The 26,179-nt window shown below is 63.3% G+C and carries 22 protein-coding genes; 13 read left to right on the top strand and 9 right to left on the bottom strand.

Annotation, left to right across the window (positions count from 1 at the left end):
* Positions 1 to 126 precede the first annotated feature (126 nt).
* From DLM86_RS17905 to DLM86_RS17920, 4 genes are all read left to right on the top strand, one after another.
* Entirely contained in the window at positions 127 to 669 is a 543-nt protein-coding gene (locus tag DLM86_RS17905) for an RNA polymerase sigma factor (RefSeq protein ID WP_245954698.1), read from the top strand.
* Positions 666 to 1,652: a DUF4871 domain-containing protein gene (locus DLM86_RS17910; RefSeq protein WP_110841433.1), complete on the top strand. Its 987-nt coding sequence runs from the start codon at positions 666 to 668 to the stop codon at positions 1,650 to 1,652. The genes DLM86_RS17905 and DLM86_RS17910 overlap by 4 nt, the downstream gene beginning before the upstream one ends.
* A gap of 148 nt (positions 1,653 to 1,800) precedes the next feature.
* The gene (locus DLM86_RS17915; RefSeq protein ID WP_110841434.1) at positions 1,801 to 2,991 is read left to right on the top strand and encodes a class I SAM-dependent methyltransferase; all 1,191 of its coding nucleotides are present in this window, start codon (positions 1,801 to 1,803) and stop codon (positions 2,989 to 2,991) included.
* A 94-nt stretch (positions 2,992 to 3,085) separates the two neighbouring features.
* Positions 3,086 to 3,343: a hypothetical protein gene (locus tag DLM86_RS17920; protein WP_146250241.1), complete on the top strand. Its 258-nt coding sequence runs from the start codon at positions 3,086 to 3,088 to the stop codon at positions 3,341 to 3,343.
* A 153-nt stretch (positions 3,344 to 3,496) separates the two neighbouring features.
* Here the strand turns inward: DLM86_RS17920 and DLM86_RS17925 are convergent, their stop codons facing one another.
* From DLM86_RS17925 to DLM86_RS17945, 5 genes are all read right to left on the bottom strand, one after another.
* A complete protein-coding gene (locus DLM86_RS17925) occupies positions 3,497 to 4,582 on the bottom strand; it encodes a DUF4129 domain-containing protein (protein WP_425453984.1) in 1,086 nt (361 codons plus the stop codon).
* 254 nt (positions 4,583 to 4,836) lie between these two features.
* Positions 4,837 to 5,994, bottom strand: coding sequence for a DUF58 domain-containing protein (locus DLM86_RS17930; protein ID WP_110841437.1), 1,158 nt, complete (start codon positions 5,992 to 5,994; stop codon positions 4,837 to 4,839).
* Positions 5,995 to 6,000: 6 nt separating this feature from the next.
* Complete coding sequence (locus DLM86_RS17935; protein ID WP_110841438.1) at positions 6,001 to 6,963, bottom strand: AAA family ATPase; 963 nt, start codon at positions 6,961 to 6,963, stop codon at positions 6,001 to 6,003.
* Between the two features lie 188 nt (positions 6,964 to 7,151).
* Positions 7,152 to 8,213, bottom strand: coding sequence for an anthranilate phosphoribosyltransferase (locus DLM86_RS17940; protein WP_110841439.1), 1,062 nt, complete (start codon positions 8,211 to 8,213; stop codon positions 7,152 to 7,154).
* Positions 8,210 to 8,836, bottom strand: a complete 627-nt coding sequence (locus tag DLM86_RS17945) for an ANTAR domain-containing response regulator (protein WP_110841440.1) — start codon at positions 8,834 to 8,836, stop codon at positions 8,210 to 8,212. Before DLM86_RS17945 ends, DLM86_RS17940 begins: the two co-directional genes overlap by 4 nt.
* A 331-nt stretch (positions 8,837 to 9,167) precedes the next feature.
* On the opposite strand from DLM86_RS17945, the gene nirB reads away from it, so the two are divergent.
* The 5 genes from nirB to DLM86_RS17970 all read left to right on the top strand — a co-directional run bounded on the left by nirB (position 9,168) and on the right by DLM86_RS17970 (position 15,079).
* Entirely contained in the window at positions 9,168 to 11,600 is a 2,433-nt protein-coding gene (gene nirB / locus DLM86_RS17950) for a nitrite reductase large subunit NirB (protein WP_110841441.1), read from the top strand.
* Positions 11,601 to 11,621: 21 nt separating this feature from the next.
* Positions 11,622 to 11,945, top strand: a complete 324-nt coding sequence (gene nirD / locus DLM86_RS17955; protein ID WP_110841442.1) for a nitrite reductase small subunit NirD — start codon at positions 11,622 to 11,624, stop codon at positions 11,943 to 11,945.
* Positions 11,946 to 11,959: 14 nt separating this feature from the next.
* Positions 11,960 to 12,811, top strand: a complete 852-nt coding sequence (locus tag DLM86_RS17960; protein ID WP_110841443.1) for a formate/nitrite transporter family protein — start codon at positions 11,960 to 11,962, stop codon at positions 12,809 to 12,811.
* Positions 12,808 to 13,587, top strand: coding sequence for a uroporphyrinogen-III C-methyltransferase (gene cobA, locus DLM86_RS17965; RefSeq protein ID WP_110841444.1), 780 nt, complete (start codon positions 12,808 to 12,810; stop codon positions 13,585 to 13,587). Before DLM86_RS17960 ends, cobA begins: the two co-directional genes overlap by 4 nt.
* 112 nt (positions 13,588 to 13,699) lie before the next feature.
* A complete protein-coding gene (locus tag DLM86_RS17970) occupies positions 13,700 to 15,079 on the top strand; it encodes an MATE family efflux transporter (RefSeq protein WP_110841445.1) in 1,380 nt (459 codons plus the stop codon).
* Positions 15,080 to 15,213: 134 nt separating this feature from the next.
* On the opposite strand, the gene DLM86_RS17975 is transcribed toward DLM86_RS17970, so the two are convergent.
* From DLM86_RS17975 to DLM86_RS17990, 4 genes are all read right to left on the bottom strand, one after another.
* Positions 15,214 to 16,836, bottom strand: a complete 1,623-nt coding sequence (locus tag DLM86_RS17975) for an extracellular solute-binding protein (RefSeq protein ID WP_110841446.1) — start codon at positions 16,834 to 16,836, stop codon at positions 15,214 to 15,216.
* 172 nt (positions 16,837 to 17,008) lie between these two features.
* Positions 17,009 to 19,372: a helix-turn-helix domain-containing protein gene (locus DLM86_RS17980; RefSeq protein WP_245954722.1), complete on the bottom strand. Its 2,364-nt coding sequence runs from the start codon at positions 19,370 to 19,372 to the stop codon at positions 17,009 to 17,011.
* Positions 19,373 to 19,615: 243 nt separating this feature from the next.
* On the bottom strand, positions 19,616 to 20,305 hold the full coding sequence (locus DLM86_RS17985; protein WP_110841448.1) for a response regulator transcription factor: 690 nt from the start codon (positions 20,303 to 20,305) through the stop codon (positions 19,616 to 19,618).
* Positions 20,302 to 21,507, bottom strand: a complete 1,206-nt coding sequence (locus tag DLM86_RS17990; protein WP_158289540.1) for a sensor histidine kinase — start codon at positions 21,505 to 21,507, stop codon at positions 20,302 to 20,304. The genes DLM86_RS17985 and DLM86_RS17990 overlap by 4 nt, the downstream gene beginning before the upstream one ends.
* A gap of 212 nt (positions 21,508 to 21,719) precedes the next feature.
* Between DLM86_RS17990 and DLM86_RS17995 the strand changes: the two genes are divergently transcribed.
* From DLM86_RS17995 to cls, 4 genes are all read left to right on the top strand, one after another.
* On the top strand, positions 21,720 to 22,643 hold the full coding sequence (locus DLM86_RS17995) for an ABC transporter ATP-binding protein (protein ID WP_110841450.1): 924 nt from the start codon (positions 21,720 to 21,722) through the stop codon (positions 22,641 to 22,643).
* Positions 22,636 to 23,577, top strand: coding sequence for an ABC transporter permease (locus DLM86_RS18000; protein ID WP_110841451.1), 942 nt, complete (start codon positions 22,636 to 22,638; stop codon positions 23,575 to 23,577). Before DLM86_RS17995 ends, DLM86_RS18000 begins: the two co-directional genes overlap by 8 nt.
* A 123-nt stretch (positions 23,578 to 23,700) precedes the next feature.
* Entirely contained in the window at positions 23,701 to 24,609 is a 909-nt protein-coding gene (locus DLM86_RS18005) for a CPBP family intramembrane glutamic endopeptidase (RefSeq protein WP_110841452.1), read from the top strand.
* Positions 24,610 to 24,694: 85 nt separating this feature from the next.
* Positions 24,695 to 26,125: a cardiolipin synthase gene (gene cls, locus DLM86_RS18010; protein WP_110841453.1), complete on the top strand. Its 1,431-nt coding sequence runs from the start codon at positions 24,695 to 24,697 to the stop codon at positions 26,123 to 26,125.
* Positions 26,126 to 26,179 lie beyond the last annotated feature (54 nt).

The following is a 26,179-nucleotide window of genomic DNA, read 5'->3' on the forward strand; positions in this document are numbered from 1 at the left end:
AAGAAACCGCCCTCTCTTTTTAAGCTGTAAGTATTGGAAACGCATACGCGGCCGTGGACGGCATATTGGACCGGAGCGGGAACATTTGCGGCACGGGAGGTGTCTAACGAATAGAGGTGAATGCGTTTGGATCACGAGTACATGCGGCACGTCATTCGGAGCGGGGATCCGGAATCGCTCTTGAACGACCTCATGAGCGCATACGGCGACGAAGTATGGAGGTATGCGCGGGTTTTGGCCGGACGGGATGATGCGGCCGACGAGATCGCCCAGGACGTGTTCTGGAAAGCGTATCTTCATCTCGCTTCGTTTCGGGGAGAAAGCTCCGTGAAGACGTGGCTGCTCGCCATTACGCGGCGAACGGCCTTGAATTATCGGCGCAGCGCGTTCGTCCGGAAGGTAACGCTGGCGGGACTGCTCGGGCCGAAGGGTGCCCACCGGTCGGCGGAAGAGACGGTGATGGAGCGGCAGGCGGAACGGGAGCTGTGGGATATCGTACTCGCGCTCCCCGCCCGGTACCGGGAAGCGATCGTGCTGGAGGCGCACTACGGACTGTCGTATCGGGAGATGGCCGAGCTGCTCGGCGTGTCGGAGGGCACCGTCAAATCGCGGCTGCACCGGGCGAGGTCCAAGGTGGAGCGGGCGAGAAAGGAGTTGGATCGCGAATGACGTCAAAAAACGATCGAAACGAAGCGGCCGCACCGAAGCCCGATTGGTATGCCGGCTTGCGGCATTCGCCCTTTGCGGGGTCGTTCGGCGAGAATAACCGGCGGCACGTCATCGGGAGGCTGCACGGTCGCGGCAGCGAAGGCGTTAACGGGTTTCGCCGCATCAAACGATACGCCGCTGCCGGCGCCGCCGCCGTCCTGCTGCTGGTGGCCGTCGCCGATCCGGCCGGCTGGCGCGAAGGGCCGAATGCCGGAATTGGAAATGGGAATGAAAGGGAGACACGAAACCTTTACACGGCGAAAAACGTCAAACTAGTGGAGGCGTTTCCGGGCGGCGACTACACCGCGGGGAATCCGGCCGGCTGCTGGTGGAATGTATACGAGCCGTTCGAGAGTCTGCAAGACCGGACGATCCGGATCGAAGCGGTTCACCGGGGCACCGGATATACGATGGAGGAGCTTGCGGAGACGAAGCTGTCCGAGGCCGGCCAAGCGTACGGCGGCTTTACCCGCATCCCCACCCGCTTCGCGCTTCCTTTGCCGGGGGTGTGGACGTTTACCGTCTTTTTGGACGGGGAGCGGTACGGCGACGTTGCGTTCGACGTTCCCGATCATCCGTGGCAGGTGAGCCCGACGTTTCGCGGAGGGGCGTACGAGCTTCGCGGCGTGCAGGGGAGGCTTGGCTTCATCGACGCGGGCTTTCGGGCGGGCCGGGCGAACAAGTATATGTGGCACTTCTGGGGCAGGCCCGACGAGCTGCGGGGCGAGCTGACGATCCGGGCGGTGCGGCAAGGAACGAGCCGAATCGAAGAGCTGTTCGCCGCTCCCGATACGGGCTCCGCCCTGAACGGCGCGGATGCCGCGGTTCCGGCCATGCTGACGCTTCCGGAGCCGGGGTTGTGGCGGCTGATGGCGTTCGTCGGCGGCCGGCTGTACGGCAGTGTCGTCGTCGAAGCGGAGCCTTCCGCCGGAACGGACCGTTAGCGTCCGATTTCCGTTTGCGTCCCCCGATGCAGTATAATGGTCCCGAAAGGAAGCATCGCGTTGCTTTCGGAGAACGGGGCTCGGGGGTTCCCCGAAAAGTACGCGGCATGAGGTTCGAACGTTTACGTCACTTTTGGGGGATTCGTGTATGGATGTATCGGAATTGCTGCGGGAGACGATCGCCGCCGGAACGTGGACGCAGGCGGTGCTCAGCCAGCCGAAGAAAGGAAGCGGGGCGACGGCCGACAAGGTGAAGATCAAGCCGGTCATGCTGAAGAACGGCCTGCATTATCAATTCGCCCATTATACCGGCACGAAGGTGCTGCACGAGAACGTCGAGCCGGAGAGGACCGCCGCCCGCGCGGAGGAGCTGCTGCTCGCCCATTACAAGCAAGCGCTGCTGCAAACCGGCGGCGCCGACTACCATATCCTGTTCAACAAGAAAGGCGAAGCGACCGTATTGAAAAAGCGGGCGACGAAGACGACCGTCGAGCTGTCGCACAACCGCAAGAAGCGGTACCTGCTCGAGGAGGGGACGCCCGTCCCGTTTCTCGTCGAGCTCGGCGTCATGAACGCGCAGGGCAAGGTGCTCGCGGCGAAATACGACAAGTTCCGGCAAATCAACCGGTTTCTCGAAATGATCGACGACATCGTCGCCTATTTGCCGCAAAACCGGACGATCCGGATCGTCGACTTCGGCTGCGGCAAGTCGTATTTGACGTTCGCGCTGTACCATTACTTGCATGACGTCCGCAAGCTCGACATCGAGGCGGTCGGCCTCGACCTGAAGGAGGACGTCATCGCCCACTGCGGCGCGCTGGCGCAAACGCTCCGTTACGAGCGGCTCCGCTTCCTCGTCGGCGACATCAGCCGCTACGACGAGCACGGCGCCGTCGATATGGTCGTAACGCTGCACGCCTGCGATACGGCGACGGACGCCGCGCTGGAGAAGGCGGTCCGGTGGGACGCCGGCGTCATCCTGTCGGTGCCGTGCTGCCAGCACGAGCTGTTCGGGCAGGTGCGCAGCGACGCGCTCTCGCCGCTGCTCAAGCACGGCATTCTCAAGGAGCGGTTCGCCTCGCTCGCCACCGACGCGGCGCGGGCGCAGCTGCTCGAGCTGGTCGGCTACAAGACGCAGCTGCTGGAGTTCATCGACATGGAGCATACGCCGAAAAACATCCTCATCCGCGCCGTCAAGGAACGCCGCGGGCCGGACGGCGCGGAGACGGCCGCGCTGGCCGCCGCGTACCGCGCATTCGCCGGGACGCTCGGAATTACGCCTTACTTGGAGCGAGCGCTTGAGGACAAGCTCGCCCCCCTGTTTATCGCAACGAAATAGAGAGAAAAATAGCTCCTGACGGAGCCATCGGACAAGAGGGAATGGAACCGCCGGTTCCGCGCCAATAACGAAGGAATCACGGGAGGATAACGGAGTGGAGACGAAACCTATGAACGGCACGGAGAAACGGGGACGGCCGCGCAAATGGGTCAAGCTGTTGCAACCGCTGCTGATCGCGGCCTGTTTGTTTTTGTGGCTGGTGCTGACCCCCACGGGTCAGCTCATCCACGCGGTCGTCTTCTGGAAGACGCTCAGCCCGCAGGAGGTCAATATCATCTGCGCGGCGCTGTCGATCGCGGCGGCGCTCGTCCAGGTGCTGCTGAGCCGGCGGACGGAACAATCGAACGGCTGACCGATCCGCATGACGCAAAGACGCAAGGACGCGAAGAAAAGCTCCCGCCATCGCCGGTACATCGGCGATTGGCGGGAGCTTTTTGCCGTCGTCGAAGATCGGAGCCGCCGGGGACGCGAGGTTACCCGGCGGTTTGTCGTATGGGCGACGCGCCTACCCGCGCTTGCCCCCGCCCGAGCGGAACAGCGGCTTCACCGCCGCCGCCTGCTCGTCGGATACGGCTTTGCCGCCGTAGCGGGCGTCCTCGTACAGCCGCAGCGCGGCCGCCTCGTCCGGCCCGAGCGGGGTGCGCCGCTCGAGCTCGCGGCCGGTCTCGCGCGGCGTCCGCGCCTCGTCGTGCGCGTACCCGCCGGCCATTCGCCCGAGCAGCAGCCGGCGGTACGCATGGCGCACCCGCTCGCGGTTGTCGGCCAAGTCGTCCCAGCCGGGCTCCTTGCGGAACAAGTCCGCGAACCGGCGCTTCCACGCCTCGGCGCGCTCGCGCGCCCATTCCCGCCCGTCCATGAGCGACTGCTTCTCGTCCAAATACCCCGCTTCAAGGCCGCTCTCGAGCCGTTCCCCGTACCAGCCCATCAACCGTTTCAGCCAGCGGCGGACGTACTTGCCCCCGACGTACAGCAGCGCGATCGCGGCGGCCGCGAGCAGGACGATGACCGCCCCGTACATGATGTTCTCCATAACTTTCGCGAATGCGGACGGCTTCGCCGGCTCGAATAGAGGACCGAGGTCCTGCGGCGGCGGCGATGCCGGTTCGGGCCCGACCGGACCCGAACCGAACAGATTGAACAGCTGGAGCAGCAAGGCGTAGACGCCGCCGAATACGAACAGCGCCGCTTCCTTGACGGCGGACGCGATCGTGCGGAACGCGGCGAGCGCCAGGATGAGCGCGAACAGCGCGAACACGAGCGCCCGGTTGCGCCATTTCGTCTCGCCGGAAAGGCGCGGCTTGCTCGCCGCGTCGGTGCTGAGCGATTCTTTGTCCAGCGTCGAGCCGTTCGTCCGGTACAGCGCCAGCGCCAGCGCCCCGATGCCGAAGCCGGTCACCCAAGGCGCGAACGGAGCGGTGACGTCGAAGCGGGGGTAGAAGAACGACGCCAGGAAATAGCCGATCATCCCGATCCACGCGATGCCGGGGACGAACGAACGGTCCCAGCCGTACAGCCGATTTTGCCGTCCGCGCACCCAGGCGACCAGCGCCAGTGCGAAGTTCGCGCCAACGGCGACGGCCGAGCCGGCCATGAGCCAAGCGCCCAGCGCGGGTACGGCGACGGCGGCCAGGACGGACTGCCAATGGCGGACGGCCGGAAAAGCGCGATGGAACGCGTAGCCGAGCGCGTACGCCAGCGACAGGGCGGCGAGCCAGAGCGGAGCGGACAGCGTCCAGCCGGGTACGGCGATATAGACGGCGGCCAGGACCGGAAACGCGAATAACATTTCGGCCAGCCCCTGCAGCCAGGCGGCGGCGATTCGTTGCCCATGACGCATGCCGATCGTCACGCTCCTTTCGATGCCGCCGCGTCGTCGCGTTCAAGCCCGGAGGACCGGTCTTCGGCGGCGGAACGGTTCGGCTCGTCGGTCATCAGGACGATCTCCACCGCATTGCCCGTATGGCGCAGCCGCTCGATGTGCCGTTCCATCTTGTCGCTGACGTAAGAGGTGAATACGATGAAATCGGTGCTGGAGACGCCCCGCTGCAGATCGGCTTCGAGAAATTCGGCGAACCCGACGCTCCGTTCGATGACGAGCATCGCCATCGTCTCGAGCAGGTCGGTCAGATGGGCGTCGCCCCCGGACGGAGCGACCCGGACCTGCTCCTTCGGCCGGTCGATGACGGCGCCGTTGCAGCCGAAGCCGGTATCGATGCCGCGCGAGAGGCAGTAGCGGGCTAGCGAGGCGGCGTAGGCGATCGCTTTCTCCACGCGTTCCGGATTCGTCACCGCCCCCCACATGGTCTCCGTCATCTCGAAATTGACATAAATCATGATCCGGTGATCGGCCGTAAAATCGCGCTGGTGCACCTGCAGCCGGCCGGCCCGCGCCGTCGCGCTCCAGTTGATCGCGTTCATCGTGTCGCCGTACCGGTACTCGCGCACGCCCGCGATCCGGAACGGATCGTCGACGATCCAGCGCCGCACCGACACGTCGCCCTGCCAGCTGTGGGACGGGAGAGGCACATCCTCGATCGGGATCGGCTCCGGGTAGACGAGCAGCCGCGTCTGCCGGTCGAACTGGAGCGTCTTGTACGTGACGAACACGCCGAGCAGGTCGCCGCTCGTCATCGTCGCCGTCTGCAAATCGTAGCAGCCCCGCCTTGCGCACAGCACCCGGTGCTTGCGCGTGATGCGCGTGTACGGCATGAGACTGAATAAGCTTTTATGGTTCTGGAACAGCTCGCCGCTCGAAATGTCCAGGTTGGACTGGCTGCGGAACCGGAGCCCGGCCTGCATGAGCGATTCGAGGCGCAGCCAAGGAAGCGGCATCGCCTTCCGGTTGGAGATGACTTCGACGAGCTGCACCTCCTCGCCTTGATAACAGGCGGGTACGTCGAAGTACCGCCGGTAGCCGACATGGCGAAGTCCCCACCGTTGATACGCCTTCCCCTGCAAAAAGACGACGAGCGCGGCGACGAGAAGCAGCCAATGGACGCTCATGCGCGGCTACCCTCGCCGCGCGACGGCTTCCGCCGGCACCGGCGTCTCGCGCAGCAGCTGGTCGACGATCGATTCGGCCGCGTCCTCCTTAAGCCGCGTCGCATGCTTCGGCAGCAGCCGGTGGGCGAGCACCGGCTTTGCCATCGCCTTGACGTCGTCCGGCAGGACGTAGTCGCGTCCTTGCAGGATGGCGTGCACCTGCACCGCCTTCAGCAGCGACTGGCTGCCGCGCGGGCTGACGCCGAGCGCGACGTCGGGATGGCTGCGCGTCCGCTCGACGAGCCGCACCATATATTCGAGCAGGTCGTCGTGGACGGCCACCTGCGAGTACGCCCGCTGGGCGGCGACGAGCTCCTCCGCGTCGGCGACGCTTTCGAGCGCGTCGAGCGGATTGTCCTGCTTGAACCGTTTCAGGATGTCCACGCCCTGCTCGAGGGACGGGTACCCCATCCGCACTTTCAACAGAAACCGGTCGAGCTGCGCTTCGGGCAGCGGGAACGTCCCTTGGTTCTCGACCGGATTTTGCGTCGCGATGACCATGAACGGCCGGCTTAGCGAACGGGTCTCCCCGTCGATGCTCACCTGCCGCTCCTCCATGCATTCGAGCAGGCTAGACTGCGTCCGAGGCGTGGCTCGGTTGATCTCGTCCGCGAGCAAAATGTTCGTGAAGACGGGCCCCGGCCGGAACTGGAACTCGCCCTCCTTCTGGTTGTAATAGTTAATGCCGCTCAGATCGGAGGGGAGCAGATCCGGCGTAAACTGTATGCGCTTGCAAGTGCAGCGCAGCGACTTGGCCATCGCTTTCGCCAGCATCGTTTTGCCCGTGCCGGGCACGTCCTCGAGCAGAACGTGGCCCGAAGCGATCAAAGCGATCAGCAGCTGATCGATAACGTCTTCCTTGCCGACGATGACGCGGCCGATGTTGCGTTTCACGTTTTCCGCCAGGCGGCGAATGTCCGTCGGTTGCATGTGAGGTCACGCTCCTTTTTGCCGGTTTATACCACAACCATACCATATCGGGGAGCGGGAGCCTACGCCGGATTTGTTCGAAGGGTGTCGCGTTGTTCGAACGGCGAAAAGCCCCGGGCCGTCGAAGAGCCGGGGCAGGCCGAAGCGAAGCCGTTTCCGAATGGAGAGATGCCGGCGGGCCGGTCGATTCAGGGTGCCGATCCGCCGCTGCCGCTGCCGACCGTCTCCTCCTCCGTCTGCATGGCGTCCCGCCATCGGACGTAGAGTGACCAGGCATCGCCGTTGTCGAGCAGCGACTTGCACGCGTACAGCGCCTCCTCGACCGATTTCGCCCGTTCCGCCAAGCGGAGCCGCACCGCTCCGTTCAGCAGCACCTGATTGTAGAAGGCCGCATCCGATTCGCCGCGCAGCACGGCCTCCGTCGTCCGCACCTGCTCGGCGGGCGTCCAATCCGTTTCCGGCAGCGGTGCGTCCAAGCCGTACGATTCCGGATCGATCACATGAAGGGCGAATTCCCCGTTCTCGACCGTATACGTCCGCGTCGGACGATCGATGAACAAGTCTTCGGAGCCTTCCGGCCCTTGCACGATCAGCGCTTTCCGATAGCCGAGCTTGACGAGCAGCCTTGCCAGCCGGTCGAACACCGTATTGTGGTACACGCCGAACGCCAAGTACGGCGAATGGGCGTAATCGGCCAGCTTCTCCGCCGTGTTGAGCACGGTGCGCATGCCGAGCTCCTCGCGGATCGGACGCAGCCGGGCGAGCGGGGGACACCATTGCTCGGCGGGCACGTAAAGCACGCCGGTCTCGCGGGCGATCCGGATCGATCGATCCCGCGACAGCTTCCCGGCATCGATGCCCGATGCCGCCAGCACGTCGTGAAGCGTCGTACCCCATTTCGGCGGGAGAGAGGCCGTCCCGTGCAGCGTCACCGGCAGTCCGGCGGCGGCGAGCAGGAACGCGGTCGCATACGTGGCGAAGAAGGACGACTTTCTTCCGTCGTACGGCCCGGCGCAGTCCAAGCCTTCCTGAACCGACTCGCGATGCGCGTACCGCCGGCAGACGGTCACGAACGCCTCGAGCTCGTCCACACTTTCCATCTTGATCCGCTCCGCGATGAAGAACGCCCCGATCTGGGCGGGCGTCGCCGTAAGCCCCCATATCGATTCGGCGGCCTCGAGCCCCTCCTCGTACGACAAGTCGCGGGCGCCGCGCTTTCCGCGCGCGACCTCCTTCAGCAAATGAATCATCGTTTCGCCCCTTTCTGTTTTTGCTCCTGCAGCAGCTGGTACACCTTGACGATCGAGGCGGCGACGTCCACGATGCGCTTCCGTTCGTTCATCGCCTGCTTGCGGAGAATATCGTAAGCTTCCGATTCCGTGATCCGTTTCATGTCGCATAAGATGCCCTTGGCCATGTCGATCCATTTGCGCTCCTCGATGCGGGACAGCAGCTGCGCCCGCTCGTTGTGCCATTGCTGCCGCTCGAAGCATTGCTTGGCTCCGAAGTGGAGCGCCCAATGCAGCTCTCTTTCTTTCATCGATGCCGTCAGGACGCCGTCGATCGGCACGTTGTCCTCGCACGCCTCGAGCGACGAAGCGGCCGTCGCTTCGCTGCACCACCAGAGCAGCGGGACGATTTTCCGCTTGAGCAGCAGGGAGGCCCAGGCCGGTATGTCCGAGACGGGGATGTGCAAAATGGCGGCGTCGGCTTCCGCGATCCGCTTCGCCGCCTCCGCTTCGTCGGTTGCGCGGGCGACGGCATAGCCGTACGCGCGGAGCAGCGTTTCGGGCGGCGCCGGCTTGGGGGAGGCGGAGACCGCCTGACGTTCCGGCTCCGCCGCCCGGTTATGAATCACGAGCAATGAGCGCATGAGGGACGCTCCTTTCTTTCGTTATCGCAAAAAGGTCGGATGGATACGGCGGGTCATGTTATATGTAAAATTATATAACACAAAACCGTCCTTCGTGTCGATATAAAGAAAATTCCTTGTTTTTGCGTCAACTATATTGACATGATCCGAGGGCGTCCTATATAGTGAGGATAACAACTTCACTTCCCGAATACAACGGTGTATTCGGTGAGAAGCGGCAACGTAGCCTGCCTTCGCTTCGTACGGGAACTTTGGTGTCCCGCGGGCGAAGACGGGCTTTTTTACGTTTGCGCAAACCAACACACGAATTGAACGAAAGGGGAACGTGACGATGAACGAACGCCGCAAATTGGTCCTGATCGGCAACGGCATGGCGGGGGTGCGCGCCGTCGAGCATGTGAGGAAGCTCGCTCCGGACGCCTACGACATTACGATATTCGGCGCGGAGCCGCATCCGAACTACAACCGGATCATGCTGTCGTCCGTACTGGCGGGCGGAGCGGATATGAAGGATATCGTCCTGAACGACTGGGATTGGTACAGGGAGAACGGGATCCGGCTGCATGCCGGCCACACGGTCGTGAAAATCGATACGCGCGGCCGCAAAGTCGTCTCCGATCGCGGCGTCGAGGCGGAATACGACGCGCTCGTCATCGCCACCGGCTCCGACCCGTTCATGCTGCCTTTGCCGGGCGCGGACAAACAAGGCGTCATCGCATTTCGGGACATCAAGGATTGCGAGACGATGCTGGAGGCGTCCAAGACGTACAAGAAGGCGGCCGTCATCGGCGGCGGGCTGCTCGGCCTCGAGGCGGCCAGAGGGCTGCTGCACCTCGGTATGGACGTATCCGTCATCCATATCCATCACTACTTGATGGAGCGCCAGCTCGACGAGACGGCGGCGAAGATGCTGCAGCGCGAGCTCGAGGCGCAGGGCATGACGTTTCTGCTTCGCAAGCAGACCGAAGCGATCGTCGGCAAAAAACGGGTGAAAGGGCTGCGCTTCGCCGACGGCAGCGAGATCGAAGCCGATCTCGTCGTCATGGCGGTCGGCATCCGGCCGAACGTCGGTCTGGCGAAAGCGGCCGGCATCGAAGTGAACCGCGGCATCGTCGTCGACGATTTCATGGAGACGAGCGTCCCCGGCGTGTACGCGGTCGGCGAATGCGCCGAGCATCGCGGCATCGCCTACGGCCTGGTCGCCCCGCTGTACGAGCAAGGAGCCGTGCTCGCGAAGCGGCTGGCCGGCGTCGCGACGGACGGCTACAAAGGCTCCGTCACGTCGACGAAGCTGAAGGTGTCGGGCGTCGACGTCTTCTCCGGCGGACAGTACGACGAGCCGCCGGGTACGCGTTCGCTCCGCTACCAGGACGAAGTGGACGGCGTGTACAAAAAAATCGTCCTCGCCGGCGACAAGCTCGTAGGCGCCGTCCTGTTCGGCGATACGAGCGACGGGGCGAAGCTGTTCTCGCTCATTCGAAGCGGCGAGTCGGTCGCCGGCAAGGAGAAGGAGCTGCTGCTCGGTCTTTCGTTCGACAAGGCGGGCGGCACCTCCCCCGCCGCCCGGCTGGCGGCCATGGCCGACGACGAGATCGTCTGCGGCTGCAACGGCGTTTCGAAGAGCGCGATCGCCGAGGCGATCCGATCGAAGGGCTGTGCGACGGTCGGCGACATCAAGGCGTGCACGAAAGCGTCCGGCTCGTGCGGCGGCTGCAAGCCGCTCGTCGAAGGGCTGCTCGGCCTGTATGCCGGAGACGCGGCCGCCGCACCGGTCAAGGAAGGGATTTGCGGCTGCACGCCGCTCGGCCGGGACGAGATCGTCGCCGAGATCGGACGGATGGGGCTGAAGACGGTCAAGGAGACGATGCACGTGCTCGGCTGGCGGCAGGAGGAGGGCTGCTCCAAATGCCGTCCGGCTCTTAACTACTACCTGGGCATGCTGTGGCCGGAGGAGTACGTCGACGAGAAGGAGTCCCGCTTCGCCAACGAGCGCTACCATGCCAACATTCAGAAGGACGGCACGTATTCCGTCGTTCCGCGCATCTACGGCGGGGTCACCTCGCCTTCGGAGCTGAAGAAGATCGCCGAGGTCGCCGAGAAGTACGACGTGCCGATGGTGAAAATTACGGGCGGCCAGCGAATCGATCTACTCGGCGTGAAGAAGGAAGATTTGCCCGCCATGTGGGCGGAGCTCGACATGCCTTCCGGCTACGCCTACGGCAAGGCGCTTCGGACGGTGAAGACGTGCGTCGGCTCGACGTTTTGCCGGTTCGGGACGCAGGACTCGATCGCGATGGGCATCCGGCTCGAGAAGACGTTCGAGCGGCTGAACACGCCCGCGAAGGTGAAGCTGGCCGTATCGGGCTGTCCCCGCAACTGCGCGGAGGCGACGATCAAAGATTTCGGCGTCGTGGCGATCGACGGCGGCTGGGAGCTGCATGTCGGCGGCAACGGCGGCGTCCACGTCCGCGCGACCGATCTGTTGTGCACGGTGAAGACGGAGGACGAGGTCGTCGAATGGGCGGGGTCGTTCCTTCAATATTACCGGGAGAACGCGAACTGGAACGAGCGGACGTCCGTATGGGTCGAGCGGGTCGGCCTCGATGCGGTCAAGAAGGCGCTGGAGCGCAAGGAAGACCGGCTCGCGCTCGTGGAGCGGATCGAGACGACGCTGCGGCGGACGACCGATCCGTGGAAAGACATTATCGGCAGCGAGGAGCTCCGCAAAAACTTCGAGCCGCTGTCCGAGCCGCAGACGGTATAACACGCAAGGGGGAGAAGCGCCATGGTCAATAGCGACAAAGTGCTGGTCGGCACCGTAACCGACATCGATGCGAAGGGCTCGCGCAAGGTGCGCGTCCGGGAGACGGAAATCGCCGTCTTCCGGCTGTCCGACGGGAAGGTGCTGGCCGTCGAGAACCGCTGCCCCCACAAGGGCGGCCTGCTGTCGGAAGGGATGGTGTGCGGCACGGCGGTTCATTGTCCGCTTCACGATTGGCGGATCGATTTGGCGAGCGGCCGCGTTCAGGAGCCGGACGAAGGCTGTGTGACGACGTACCCGGTCGAGATCGACGACGAGAACGGCTTCATTTATGTCAGGGTGGGATAAAGGAGGAACTCGAGATGAATTACGTGAAACCGGCCGAAGTGCTGCAAGGGATGATCGAGGCGGGGGCCGCCAAGGCGAAGCTTGCGACGTCGCAAATGATCGTGCGCGGCGCGATGGCGGGGGCGATATTGGCATGCGCCACGACGCTCGCCTATACGGCTTCGGTCCAGACGAAGGTGCCGCTCGTGGGCGCGCTCGTCTTCCCGGTCGGGTTCGTCATGATCGTGCTGCTCGGTCTCGAGCTCGTGACCGGCAGCTTCGCGCTCATCCCGTTGTCCGTACTGGAGAAGCGGACGTCGGCGTCGCGGATGATGGCGAATTACGGCTGGGTCATCGTCGGCCATCTGCTCGGCTGCGCGGCATATGCCGCGCTGTACGGGCTGACCGTCACGAAGATGGGCACGGATGCGGGAGCTCCGCTCGCGCAGATGCTCGTTCAGACGGCCGAGGCGAAGACGATCGCTTACAAGCAGATGGGGCTCGGCGGCTTGATGCTCGTCTTCGTCAAGGCTGTGCTGTGCAACTGGATGGTGACGCTTGGAGCGGTCATGGCGTTCACCTCGGCTTCCGCGACGGGCAAAATCGTCGCCATGTGGCTGCCGATTTTAACGTTCTTCGCGCAGGGGTTCGAGCATGCCGTCGTCAACCTGTTCGTCATCCCCGCCGGCATGATGCTGGGCGCGAACGTGAGCGCGGGCGACTGGTGGCTGTGGAACCAGCTGCCGGTGCTGATCGGCAACTTCGTCGGCGGCGTGCTGTTCACCGGGCTCCTCTTTTACTTCTCGCAAAAAGGAATCGTCCTGTCGCCGAATCGTCCGGCTGCGGGAGGCGGTTTGGAGCCGAGATCGACGGAGAAAAGCGCATGAGAGCGGCGGCGGGGATCGTGCATATCGTCGGAGCCGGACCGGGTGACCCCGAGCTCATTACCGTCAAGGCGATGCGTCGGATCCGATCCGCCGACGTCATCCTGTACGACCGGCTCGTCGGCGCGGAGCTGCTCGCGTACGCGAGGCCGGAAGCCGTGCTGGTCGATTGCGGCAAAGCGCCGGGGCGGCATGCGATGACGCAGGAGGCGATCCACGATGCGCTGATCCGGTACGCGCTCGAAGGCAATACGGTCGTCCGGCTGAAGGGCGGCGATCCGTTCGTCTTCGGACGCGGCGGGGAAGAGGCGCTCGCGCTGGCGGCCCGCGGCATCCCGTACGAGGTCGTGCCCGGCATCACGTCCGCGATCGGGGCGGCGGCGTCCGCCGGCATCCCGCTTACGCACCGGGGTGTCGCGGCCTCGTTCGCCGTCGTCACCGGAAGCCGCCGTCACGGGGAGGAGGCGGACGTCCGTTGGGATTTGCTTGCCCATGGCGCGGACACCCTTGTCATCTACATGGGAGTCGGTCGTCTCGGCTCGATCCGCGACGAGCTTCTGAAGCACGGCAAGCCGGGCTCGACGCCGGTCGCGCTGATCGAGCGCGGGACGTCGCCGAGCGAGCGGATCGTCACCGGGACGCTCGCCAACGTACAGAAGCTGGCGGAGTCGATGAAGCTGGACAATCCCGCGCTGATCGTCGTCGGCGAGACGGTCCGGGTACGCGAGCTGCTGAGCTTGTACGGAAGCGGGCTCGCTTCCGGTTACGGGCAAGCGTAGTCCGGGACGGGCTGCGTTTCTCTTTTTTCCATTAGGCAAGACGAACCCGGATATGCTATGCTATCGTCTGAATCTTGTATCCCGGCAATCGGGGTTCGAAATAGGTGACATCATGGAAAAGCAATCGTTCCGCCTGGTTTCGCTCACATGGCCCATCTTCCTCGAGCTGCTGCTGTTCATGCTGATGGGCAGCGTCGACACGTTCATGCTCAGCCGGGTATCGGACGACGCGGTATCGGCGGTCGGGGCGGCGAACCAGATCGTCTCGGTCGCGATCCTTATATTGGAAGTGATCGGCAACGGCGCGGCGATCGTCATCGCCCAGTATTTGGGCTCGCGGATGCTGTACGAGGCGTCGCGCATATCGGCGACCGCGGTCGCCTTGAACGCGCTCGTCGGCCTCGCCTTGAGCCTGCTGTTCCTCCTGGGCGGAGGGGCGATGCTGCGGGCGATGAACTTGCACGGCGACATTTTGGCGCACGCCGAGACGTATCTCGCCATCGTGGGCGGAGGCATCTTCCTGCAGGCGCTCATTAATATCGCGGCCGCCATCGTACGGACGCACGGGTTTACGAAAGAAACGATGCTCGTCTCGCTCGGCATGAACGTCGTGCACGTCATCGGCAACTATTTGCTCATTTTCGGCCATTGGGGGCTGCCCGAGCTGGGCGTGAAGGGGGCGGCGATCTCTACGGTCGCCAGCCGGCTGCTCTGCATGGCCGTGTTTTTCTGGCTCATGTATCGCGTCATGGAGGTGCGGATTCAAGCGGCGCACTACGTCAAGCTGTCCGTCACCCATATACGCGGCATTTTGAGAATCGGCATCCCGTCCGCGTTCGAGCAAATATTGTACCATTCGTGCCAGCTCGTCTTTTTCTTCTACGCCACGTTCCTCGGGGCGGAGGCGCTCGCCTCCCGCCAATATGCTTCGAACATTTCGACGTACGTCTACTTGTTCAGCGCGGCGGTCGGAATGGGAACGGCCATCATAACGGGAAGGCTCGTCGGAGCGAGGCGTACGGACGAGGCGTACGGACGGGTATGGGTCAGCGTGAAATGGGCGATGATCGCGACGGTCGCCATCGACTTGATCGTCATCGCCTTCCGCAAGCCGCTGCTCGGCCTGTTCACCGACAACCCGGATATCATCCGTCTGGGGGCGCAGGTGATCGTCCTCGGCCTGCTGCTCGAGACGGGGCGCACGTGCAACCTGGTCGTCATCAATTCGCTTCGGGCGGCGGGGGACGCGAAGTTTCCCGTGTACATCGGCTTGATCTCGATGGTCGGCATCAGCCTGCCGCTCGGCTATTTGCTCGTCTTCCGGCTCGATATGGGGCTTGCGGGCATATGGCTCGCCATCGCGGCGGACGAATGGATCCGCTCGATCGTCATGGTATTTCGCTGGCGCAGCCGGGCGTGGGAGCGGTACGGTCTCGTCCCGGTTCGGGAGCGGGAGGGGCCGCCGGAGCCGCCGGCCGTCACCGCAGGCTGAAAAAAAGACTTCCATCCGGCGTGCAGCCGGCATGGAAGTCTTTTTCGCGTTTCGTCGCACCGGCCGCCATGGGATGGGGATGGGATAGCCATGCCACGCTCGGTTCGTTTGCGGACGACGAATCGAAAACGCCTTTACTGGAATACGTACGTTTTGCCGAGCGCTTGGCTCACTTGCTGCGCGTAGAAGTCGAACGTTTCCTTCCCGCGGTATTTCGTCATGAGCTCTTCGCGGTATTTCGGCCAATTGGCGCCGGATTTCTCCTCGAACAGCAGCTTGGCGAAATATTCGTAGCTTTTGTTGCGGAAGTCGCCGATGTTGACGCCGGCCGGCGGCGCGGTGCTGATCTGGATCGACGGGATGTATGTATAGGATTTGATCGTCTCCAGAATGCGGCGGTCGCGGTCGGTTACGTCCGGGTCGACGACGTTCAGGCCGACGCGCTCCGGCTCGTTGACGCGAGAGAAGAAGTTCCAAATGTTCAGGAAGTCTCCGTTGTCGACGATATCGGTTTTGATCGCCGCCTTGTTCAGCGTGATCGTGCTGCCGTTTTTCGTATAATGCTTGCCTTCGAGGCCGTAATGGGTGAGCAAATACCCTTCCGGGCTGGCGAGATAGTCGAGAATCTCGACGCTGCGCCTGATTTTCTCCGGCGACTTGGCCGCCGTCGCGCTCGAGAACAGGAACGGCGAGCCGGGTACGTTTTCGGTCCAGATGCCCGTATCCTTGAACGGGTGGAACGGCACCCAGTCCGCCTTCGGATCGATGCCCTTCGCCTTGTTCTGGTAGCTGTTCGGGACGCTGTCGAGCGCGAACTTCTCGTCGGACAGGACGATGCCGACCTTTCCTTGGATCGCCTTGTCGAGATGCTGCGTGCCCTTGTTCAAAAACCAGTCCGGATCGACAATGCCTTCCTTCATCATGGCGACGACGTCGTCGAATACGCCCGTCAGCCTCAAGTCGGTCTGCGTGTCGACGAACCGGTCGCCCTCCAGCATGCTCGCCCCGATCAGCCCGTGCTTCAGCCATTGGGGGAAATCGTACGACAGCTGCTTGCCGTTGCCGGAAGCGGCGAACCCGTACGTATCCTTCTTGCCGTTGCCGTCCGGATCGTTGTTCGTGAACGCCCGCATGACGTTCAGCGTATCCTCGTACGTGACGGGCACGCTCAACCCGAGCTTGTCGAGCCAGTCCTTCCGCACGTAGTACGACCGGTAGCTGCGCGTCGCGTACGGCACCGGCGCCCGCCAAAAGCCTTTCTCCACCTCGTACGCCTTCAAGCTTTTCTCGTTGAACCAGTACTTGAAGTAGTTCGGCATCGTCTTCGGGCTGACGAACGGCGTCATATCGGCGAGCAGGCCGTCCTTCGCGAACTTTTGCGACGCCTGCCCCGTGGCGAGGAACATATCCGGCGCTTCGCCGCCGGCCAGAATGACGTTGATCTTGTTGTCGTAGTCCGTTCCGGCCTGCAGAAACTGCAGCTTCAGCTCGACGTTGAATTTGTCCTGGATCGTCTTCAGGACGAAGTCGTCCTTGGGCAAATTCGTATTGGCGCCGCCGGTGACGAACCAGCTCAGCGTCACCTTCTCCTTGGCCGCGCCCGCCTGTTGCTCGCTTCCGGCCGGCGGATTGCCGGCGGCGGGCGTCTTGCCTTCGTCCGCGGCTCCGCCGCCGCACCCGCTCGCCAGCATCGCGACCGCCAGGCTGCCGGCGACCGGAACGGCGAGACGCTTCCACTTCGATGCGTTCGGTTTCATGCCTGGACCCTCCTTTGTCGGTAGTTCGTACCGAGCATGACATAAAGGAAGCGCGCCGCGAAACTGTACTTTCGTCGAAACGGTCGACAAGGGGCACTGTACTTTTGCCGAATCGCTGTACAGCACCCGCGCCGTCGGCGGATGGAGCCGCGAAAGTCCGCCGCCGCAGCCATTATTGGAGCGCGTTTTTCATCCGGTATTCCTTCGGTGTGGAGCCGAATTTTTTCTTGAACAGACGGAAGAAGTAGCTTTGATTCTCGAAGCCGACCTTCTCCATGACGGCGTTGACGCTGTAATGCTCGTCGGCGAGCAGGCGAAGCGCGTGGCGCAGCCGGACTTCGGTAATATATTCCGGGATCGACAGCCCGGCATGCTGCTTGAACAGCTTGCTCGCATGGGCGGGCGACAGCCGGACGGCGGAAGCGATCTGCTGCAGGCACAGACCGGGGTCGGGGTAGCGCGCGTCGACCATCTGCTTGACGGTGTCGACGATGAGCCGGTGCGTCAGCTCGGCCGTCGTCGTCTTGCTTTCGTCCAGCAGCCCGCCGACCGTCTCCCGGACGAACCGCCTCGCTTCGTCGAGCGATTCGGCGGCGGCGAGACGCTGCGCGGCGTGCTGGGCGTCGTAGCGGAGCTGCTGCACCCGGCTCGCGTTCAGCTCGCCGAACGTTCGGCTCAAATGCGCGGATAGGTGAAACAAGCCGAACACCATCTGATCGCTCCGCAGACCGGCGATGCCGGCGAACCATTCGTCGATCGCCTCGAGCGCCGCCTCCCGGCGGCCGCTCTTGATCGATTCGGCCAGCTTCTTCTCGAGGGCGGGCGCGGGCTCGTATGGGCCGGAGCGCTCGTTGCGCTCGACCGATTGCGGGGTAATGAGCGCGCCGCGGCCGAAGATGAGCCGGTACTTCCCCAGCTCCAGCGCCTGTCCGTACGAGCGGCTGACGTCGCGGTAACGGTCGCAGGGGGCGCTCAGCGCCGCGCTGAGCGAAATGCGGTAATAGCGCGATACCGCTTGCTGAATCGCCCGAAGCCGTTCGGCGAGCGCGTCCGGAAGCGCGTCGTCCTGGGCGTCGCCCGGCTCGCCCGGGTCGATCCGCATGAGCGCGACGAGATGGTCGTGGCTCATGTCGATGACGGCCGTCCGGCGCAAGCCGGACAGCATTTCGCCGGCGATGTTGCCGACGGCGAACTTGTAGGCGTGGCGGTCGCGCTCGTCGACCCGGCTCGCGAACTCCCGGTAGTTGTCGATCTGCAGCAGCGCGACCTGCAGACGGGAGCCCTCCGGCAAGCGGAAGTCGCACTGCTCCTCGATTTCGAGAAAGTCGAGCGGGGTCAGGCTCTCGCTGTCGGCGATCCATTTCTTCAGCAAATACGACTGGACGAGACGCCCTTGCGCCTGCTGCTCCGTCACCAGCTCCTGCATCCGCCCGACCGTCGCCTGGAAGGCGCCGGAGATGAACGCCAGCTCGTCCTTGCCGCCGCCCCCGGCCGGCACCGGCTCGCGCACATGACCGCGTATCGTCCGCAGCAGCGTCTCGATCGGCCGATACAGCTTGAACGATATAATGACGGAACCGGCCAGCGAGAGGACGATGAACAGGCCGATCAAGCCGAACGACAGCCCCCGCATCCGCATAATGTCGCGAAACAGTTGGCCGTACGGCTGCACGCTGAGCACGACCCAGTCGTTCGCCCGGGACGCCATGTACGACACGATCGCCTTGCTTTCGCCGGTGCCGCTGACGAACAGCTGCGCCGTCGCGCCCGAGCGCGCCATCCGCTCCTTCACTTGGCGGCTCAAGCCGTCGGGGGCGAGCCAGCGCTTCGCCTCCGGGTCGTACATGCTGCCGTCGCCGTTTACGAGCAGGAGCCGCCCGCTGCCGCCGTCGTTCAGCCGGGCGATCGTTTCGAGCTGGGCGAACAGCCAGTCCGGCTTGACGTTGACGATGACCGAGCCGGGCTTGCCTTTCTCCCCTGTCGTAGGTCCGAACAGGAAGTACGAGAAGAAGTCGATTTCGCTGCGGCCGTCCGAAGCGGCGCGAAGCGATACGGGAAGGAGCTTCAGCTTCGGAATGTCGGGATGCTCGCGAACGTACCGGTCGATCGTTCCGTTGACTCCTTCGTCCGTGCAGGGCCATATGGCGTTGGGGGAGTAGGAGTAATAGCAGCCGTTCGTCTTGTTGTAGACGGTGACCGAATGCAGGAACGGAAACGCCTTGGCGATTCGCTCGAGCGCCATGATGCGTTGGTACAGATCGTACGTCCGCGTAATGTCGGCGTTCATCAATTCGGCGATATCGGGATCGAAATACGCCGAGATCGCCGCATTTTTGACGAGCTCGTTCGTCGAATCGATGCTGTAAACCGTTTGGGCCAGCATTTTCTCGTTAGCCGCCTTCTGGATCGACAGCACCGTTTTCTCCGTGTGGTAGTAAAGCGTCACGGTCGCCCCGGTCAGCGTGACGACGAGCAGAATCGATACGGACAGCAGGATGTTGAACAAATATTTGCGCGACCGCAAGCTGTGAGACACGTTCAAGCGGATCCCCCCTTACCCTTCCCATCTATATGAAAGCGATTGCATTTCATTCGTCCGTCAAAGGCTTCGATCCTTCTTATTATACTGCATTCGACGCAGCGGGGGGAGAGCGCGGACGGCTGGGCAGAAACAAAGCCGCTTAAGCGACGGGAGGTCCGCGATCGCGATCCTGCATGCACGGGGAGGGGAGGGGCGGATGGACGCGGCGATTTCCGCCCAAGGAGCCTCGCACCCCGATTAGAGCATTCCTTCGTCCTGCGCCTTGCGGGCCGCTTGAATGCGGTCGCGCACGTCCATTTTCGCGTATACGTTCGAAATGTAATTTTTGACCGTTCCTTCCGACAAAAACAGCTTCTCGGCGATTTCCCGGTTCGACAAGCCGTCGGACAAACAGTGCAGCACCTGCAGCTCCCGCTCGCTCAAGCCGTAACCGTCGGGCTTGGAGCCGGCGGCCGACTCCCGGCCCCGTTCCCCCGCACCGCCCGCCGTCGGAGCTCCGTTGCCTTGCCGCACCTGCTCGATGAGCATTTTCGCGATGTCCTGCGGGATGAGCGTACCGCCGCGATGCACCCATTTGATCCCCTCGGCCAGCTCCTTCGGATGAATCGCCTTCAGCAAATACCCTTCCGCCCCAGCGCCCAGCGCGTCGACGACATAATCGATTTCCTGGAACGTGGTCAGGATGATGACCCGCATATCCGGCCATCGCCGCTTGATTTCGCGGGTCGCTTGGACGCCGTCCATTTCCGGCATGCGCACGTCCATGAGAATGACGTTCGGCGAAGCCGATTCGGCTAGCGCCACCGCGGCCCGCCCGTTCTCCGCCAGTCCGACGACCTCGATTTCGGGATCCATATCGAGCACGATGTGCAAGCTTTCGCGGATCAAGTCTTGGTCGTCGACGAGCAGCAGCTTGATGTCTTTCATGACGATTCTCCTTTCGGCGCGATCGGAACTTCGCAGACGACGATCGTGCCTTCCCCGGCGCGGGAGACGATGCGAAGCGAGCCCTGCATCGATGCGAGACGCTGCTCCATCCCCCGCAAGCCGAAGCCGCGGTTCAGCTCGTTCGTCCCTTTCCCGTCGTCCTGCACCTGCAGAATCAGCCGCTCGCGCTCGAACAGCAGCGATACCGCTATCGTATTCGCCAGCCCATGACGCTTCGCGTTCGTAAGCGACTCCTGCAGACAGCGGACGAGCGTCAGCTTCGTCTGCTTCGCCACGTCGAGCGGCGGGCCGGACGCCCGGAACGAGACGCGCGTTCCCGTATGCGTCTCGAACTCCTCGACGAGCCGGGACAGCCGGTCGGCAAGGCCGCCCTCGTCCTCCTGCGGCGATATTTGATGGATGCTGCGGCGAATTTCCTCCAAGCCGTTCCGCGTCACGTCGCGGAGCACGCCCAGCTTCTCCTTCGCCTTGTGCGGCGCCGATTCGATCAAGTACGAGACGGCGTCCATCCCCATGATGACCGACGTGAACGTATGCCCGACCGTGTCGTGCAGCTCGACGGCGAGCCGGTTGCGCTCCTCGAGCAGCGTAATTTGCTCGATCTGGCTCGCGTACTGCTCCAGCACTTGATTTTGCTCCCGGATGAGGCCGTACAGCGTCTCGTTCTCGTCCAGCACTTTCTGCATCCGCAAGTTCGTCGCCAGCATGCGCCGCAGCGCCACCCCGAGCCCGAACAGCAGCGAATAGTCGACGAGCCGTCCGAAGAAGGCGATCAGGTGGAACTCTTTGACGATGAACGCGGTTAAGACGGGGAACAGCAGGACGAACGCGGGCACGGTGAACGGCATCGTCCGGCGCCAGGACAAGAAGCCGACGAGCAGCGCAGGCAGGAGAATAATGCTGGCCTCCTCCTGCAGATGTGCGGTCAAATACGTCTGCAAGCTCCCGGCTGTCGCGAATACCGCAACCGGGAACATCGCCGTGTTCACGTAGCCCGGACGCCAGAAGGCGAGCGGGATTACATACGTCGCCAACAGCGCGATAAGCATCGTGAAAAACGGAATGTCGCCGAAGATGTCCGGCTTGAAAAACAAATAGGCGAGCCCGAGGGCGAACCACAGCGTGTAGATGATGAACAGCATCCATTCGATCCAATGCCAAGGCCTTCGTTCGACGAACATGCGGGCATCACTCCTTATGCGAGCGCGCCGCGGGCGCCCGATCGCGCGATGATAATACCGTTTCGTATCATTGTACCCCAATTCCTCATTCCGCGGGTAGTGTCGGCCGGTCATTCGCCGCATGACCGATCATATGACCGCCTTCACTAACCTTCCGTGACTTCCGGAGGTTATGGTAGAACAAGCGAAAATCGACCAGGGAGGAATGTGCGATGGGCAACGAACCGATCGTCAAGCTGCGCAACGTTACGAAGCGGATCGGGAGCAAGACGATCGTCGACGGGCTGACGTTCGACGTGCCGCCGGGCGAAGTGTTCGGCTTTCTCGGGCCGAACGGAGCCGGCAAAACGACGACGATCCGGATGATGGTCGGGCTGATGTCCTTGACCGAGGGCGAAATTACGATAGGCGGGGCGAGCGTCCGCACGCAGTTCGAGCAGGCGATCCGCCACGTCGGCGCGATCGTGGAAAATCCGGAGATGTACAAATTTTTGTCCGGCTACGACAATCTCGTCCATTACGCGCGAATGGTGCCGGGGGTGACGAAGCACCGGATCCGGGACGTCATCGAGCTCGTCGGACTCGAGAAGCGGATCCGCGACAAAGTGCGCACGTACTCGCTCGGCATGCGACAGCGGCTCGGCGTGGCGCAGGCGCTGCTTCATTCGCCGAAGCTGCTCATCCTGGACGAGCCGACGAACGGCCTCGATCCCGCCGGCATTCGCGAGCTGCGCGATTATTTGCGCCGGCTGGCCGCGGAGGAAGGCATCGCGGTCATCGTGTCGAGCCATCTGCTGTCCGAGATGGAGCTGATGTGCGACCGGGTCGCCATTATCCAGAACGGCAAGCTGGTCGACGTCCGCACGCTCAAGGATATCGTCGCCGGCGACGAGCGGCAAACCGTCCGCTTCGAAGTGAACGATCCGGAAACGGCGCGGGACGTCGTGGCCGGCCTTGTCGACGGCGAAGCGGTCGCGCTGTCGGGAGCGGTCGAAGCGCCGATGGACCGGGCAACGATCGCGCGGGTCAACGCCGGGCTCGTGCAGGCGGGCGTCGCCGTCTACGGCATCCGCGCCAGCACGAAGACGCTGGAGGATCAATTCCTGGAGATGACGGGGAGGGATTCCATTGCTTAACTTGATCACCAACGAAAATATGAAAATATACCGGCGCCTCCGGACATGGATACTCGTCGCGCTGCTCGTCGGCATATCCGTCACCGCCGCGATCCTGGTGTACAAGCTGGGGGCCAAGCCTCAACCGGGCGCCGATTGGCGGGCGGAGGTCGCCCAATCGATCGAGCAGGACAAGCAGAGCATGGCGGACGTCGGAATGGATTCCGTCAAGCGGGAGATGGAGAAGCGCATTCAGCTGCAGGAATACCGGCTGGCGCACGACATCCCGCCCGGGGATCGGACGTTGTGGAGCGGCGTTCTGAACGCCTCGAGCCTGATTGCGCTCGTCACCATTTTCACGGTTATTGTCGCAGGGGAGATTGTCGCCGGCGAGTTCACGTGGGGGACGATCAAGCTGCTGCTCATCCGGCCGGCCAGCCGTTCCAAAATATTGCTGTCCAAATACGTCGCGACGCTCCTGTTCTCGCTGCTGCTGCTCGTCTTCCTGTTCGGCAGCGCGTTCGCGGCGAACGCCTTCCTCTACGGCTTCGGCGGCGTGGGACACCCGTACCTGTACGTGGACGCGTCGGGTGCGGTCGTCGAATCGAGCATGCTGCTGCACGTGCTCGGCACGTTCGGGCTGCAATGCGTCGAGCTGATCATGACGGTGACGCTCGCGTTCATGATCTCGACGGTGTTCCGCAGCAGCTCGCTGTCGATCGGCATCTCGATGTTCCTGATGTTCGCCGGCTCGGGGATCGCCATGATGCTGAGCCGGTTCAGCTGGGGGAAATATTTTTTGTTCGCGAACACGAACCTGACACCCTATATCGAGGGGCAAGCGATGATGGAAGGGATGACGCTGCCGTTCTCGATCGGCGTCCTGCTCGTCTACTTCGTCGCGTTCAACGTCTGCTCGTGGCTCATCTTCAACAAGCGCGACGTGGCCGCCTGACGGACCGCGGGCGCCATCAAGCTCCTTCCCGGCCGGGGAGGAGCTTTTTCGTGCGGCGGTAGCGTGCCCGGCGGCGAATGTGTACAATGGGAAAAGGTTTGGAAAAGAAAGGGGGCGGACGCGATGAACATGACGAAACGGGCGCTGGGGGCGGCGGGCAAAATCGCGCTGGCCTTCGTGCTGGCCTTCGTCCTGACGCTGGCAGCGATGATTCCGGTCGTCGCGATCGCCGGGCTCGTGCGGGCCGGAGACGGCTACGACTTGACTTCGCTCGATCGACTGCTGAACGATCCGATCTTCGTCTACGGCTCGATGGTCGCGCAGGCGATCGGCTTTATCGGCGCGGTGCCGCTCCTCTACGCCCTGTTCGAGCGGAAAGCGCGTTGGTCCGTCGGCTGGAGCGATCGGAACGCGGTGCGCGAGCTGCTGAAGGGAGCCGGCTTCGGCATCGTCTTGATGACGGCGATTTTTCTCGTCATGCTGGCGACCGGCGCGGCGGAGGTGCGAGCCGTCCGGCTCGATGCGGCGGTCTGGGGCGACCTCGCCGCCTTCCTCGGTTTGTTCGCGCTCGTCGCGCTGAACGAGGAGCTGTTCAGCCGCGGCTACGTGCAAGGCGTTATCCGGCACCGGTTCGGGCCGGCCGCCGCGGTCGTCTGCTCGTCGCTCTTCTTCGCGCTGCTTCATGCGGCGAATCCCGGCGCACTGGCGCATCCGCTGCCGCTCCTCAATATTTTCGCCGCGGGGCTGCTGCTCGGCCTATGCCGGGAAACGACGGGCTCGCTCTGGTTTCCGATCGGCCTGCATTGGACGTGGAACTTCGTGCAGGGCAACGTGTTCGGCTTCGAGGTGTCCGGCACGCCGGTCGCCTCGCTGCTCGAGCTGGAGACGTCCGGCCCCGCGCTTTGGTCGGGAGGCCAATTCGGCGCGGAAGGCAGCCTGATCGCAACGGCCGTCATGGCGATCGGCATGTGGCGGATCCGCGAGCGCGGGAGAAGGGGGCGCGCGGAACGTCTTGGTCCGTTTGGCGAATAGCGGCAAACGCGTCGGCGCATGCTAGAAAGTGCGGCGACGCGCGTCGTCGGCCGCTTCAAGCGCGGATGTCCGAGGAGGTGACCCCATGTTGTGGCTAGGGCTGGTGCTCGGGCTGTTCGTTTTTCAAACCGCCACGATCTTGGTGCTGGAATTCCGCAACCCGGCCAAGGCGGTGGCGTGGCTTTCGATCTTGTTCGTTCTTCCGATTATCGGCTTCATCATGTACTATTTTTTGGCTAAAGAATATACGCAGCGAAAAAAAATGCGGCGCAAAAACCGGCGGGTCGTCGAGGAAATCCGCCGCGCTCTCCGGATGAAGGCGAGCAAGGCCGATCCCGGCGACGCGATCCACCGGTGCGACATTTACCGGGAGCACCGGCTGATCGGGCTGCTGAGCAACATGCCGGGGGCGCCGATGATGCCCTGCAACCGGGTGAACGTCTATAACGACGCCGAGTCGACGTACGAGGCCATTCTCGAGGCGATGGAGCAGGCGAGCCGGTTCATTCACGTCGAATATTACATCATTCGCGACGACGAGATCGGCAAACGGTTTCAGCGGACGATGATGCGCAAGGCGCGGGAAGGCGTGGAGGTGCGGCTGCTGTACGACGGCGTCGGCAGCTACAAGCTCGGCCGGGCGTACGTGGACGAGCTGAAGCGGGCCGGCGTCGAGGTGCACGTCTTTCTGCCGCCGTTGATCGCGCTGTTCGACAAGCGGATCAATTACCGCAACCATCGCAAAATCGTCGTCGTCGACGGCAAGATCGGCTTTTTGGGCGGCATTAACGTGGGCGACGAATATTTGGGGTCCGACCCGAAGCTCGGCTATTGGCGCGATACGCATATTCGGCTTGAAGGCGACAGCGTCTATTTCCTGCAGCATACGTTCGCGACGGATTGGGCGTTTTCGAGCGGCAAGCCGCTCGTCGACTCGGTCTACTTTCCGGAGCACGAATGCGAGGGCGAGGAGACGGTGCAGCTGATCGCGAGCGGACCCGACGCGCCGTGGGACTCGGTACAGGAAGTGTTCTTCGGGGCGATGGCCGTGGCCCACAGCCGCATATTCATTACGACACCCTACTTCATTCCCGATCCGAGCATCGCCATGGCGCTCAAGACGGCCGCGCTGAGCGGCGTGGACGTCCGGATCATTTTGCCCGGCGTCCCGGACGCGAGAATCGTCCATTGGGCGTCGATGTCGTACGTGCAGGAGCTTATGCAGGCGGGGGTCCGCTTTTTCCAATACCAGAAAGGATTCATTCACGCGAAGACGCTTATCATCGATAAGATGCTGGCGACGGTCGGCACCGCGAATATGGATATGCGAAGCTTTTTCAGCAATTTCGAGATTATGGCCGTTCTGTTCGACCGCGATACGATCCAGCGGGTGGAGCAGGATTTCGTGACGGATATGAAGAATAGCAAGGAGATCGATTTGGCCGAATTCGAACGGCGGTCGAAGCTCCAGCGGGTGAAGGAAGCGGCCGCGCGGCTGCTGGCGCCTTTGTTTTGAGAGGAGCCGGCGGGGGGTGCGGCCGTTCGTCCGTACGGACAGGATTTGTTGGAT

It is taken from the genome of Paenibacillus flagellatus, assembly GCF_003217775.1.
GTDB classification, from domain to species: Bacteria; Bacillota; Bacilli; order Paenibacillales; family NBRC-103111; genus Paenibacillus_AB; species Paenibacillus_AB flagellatus.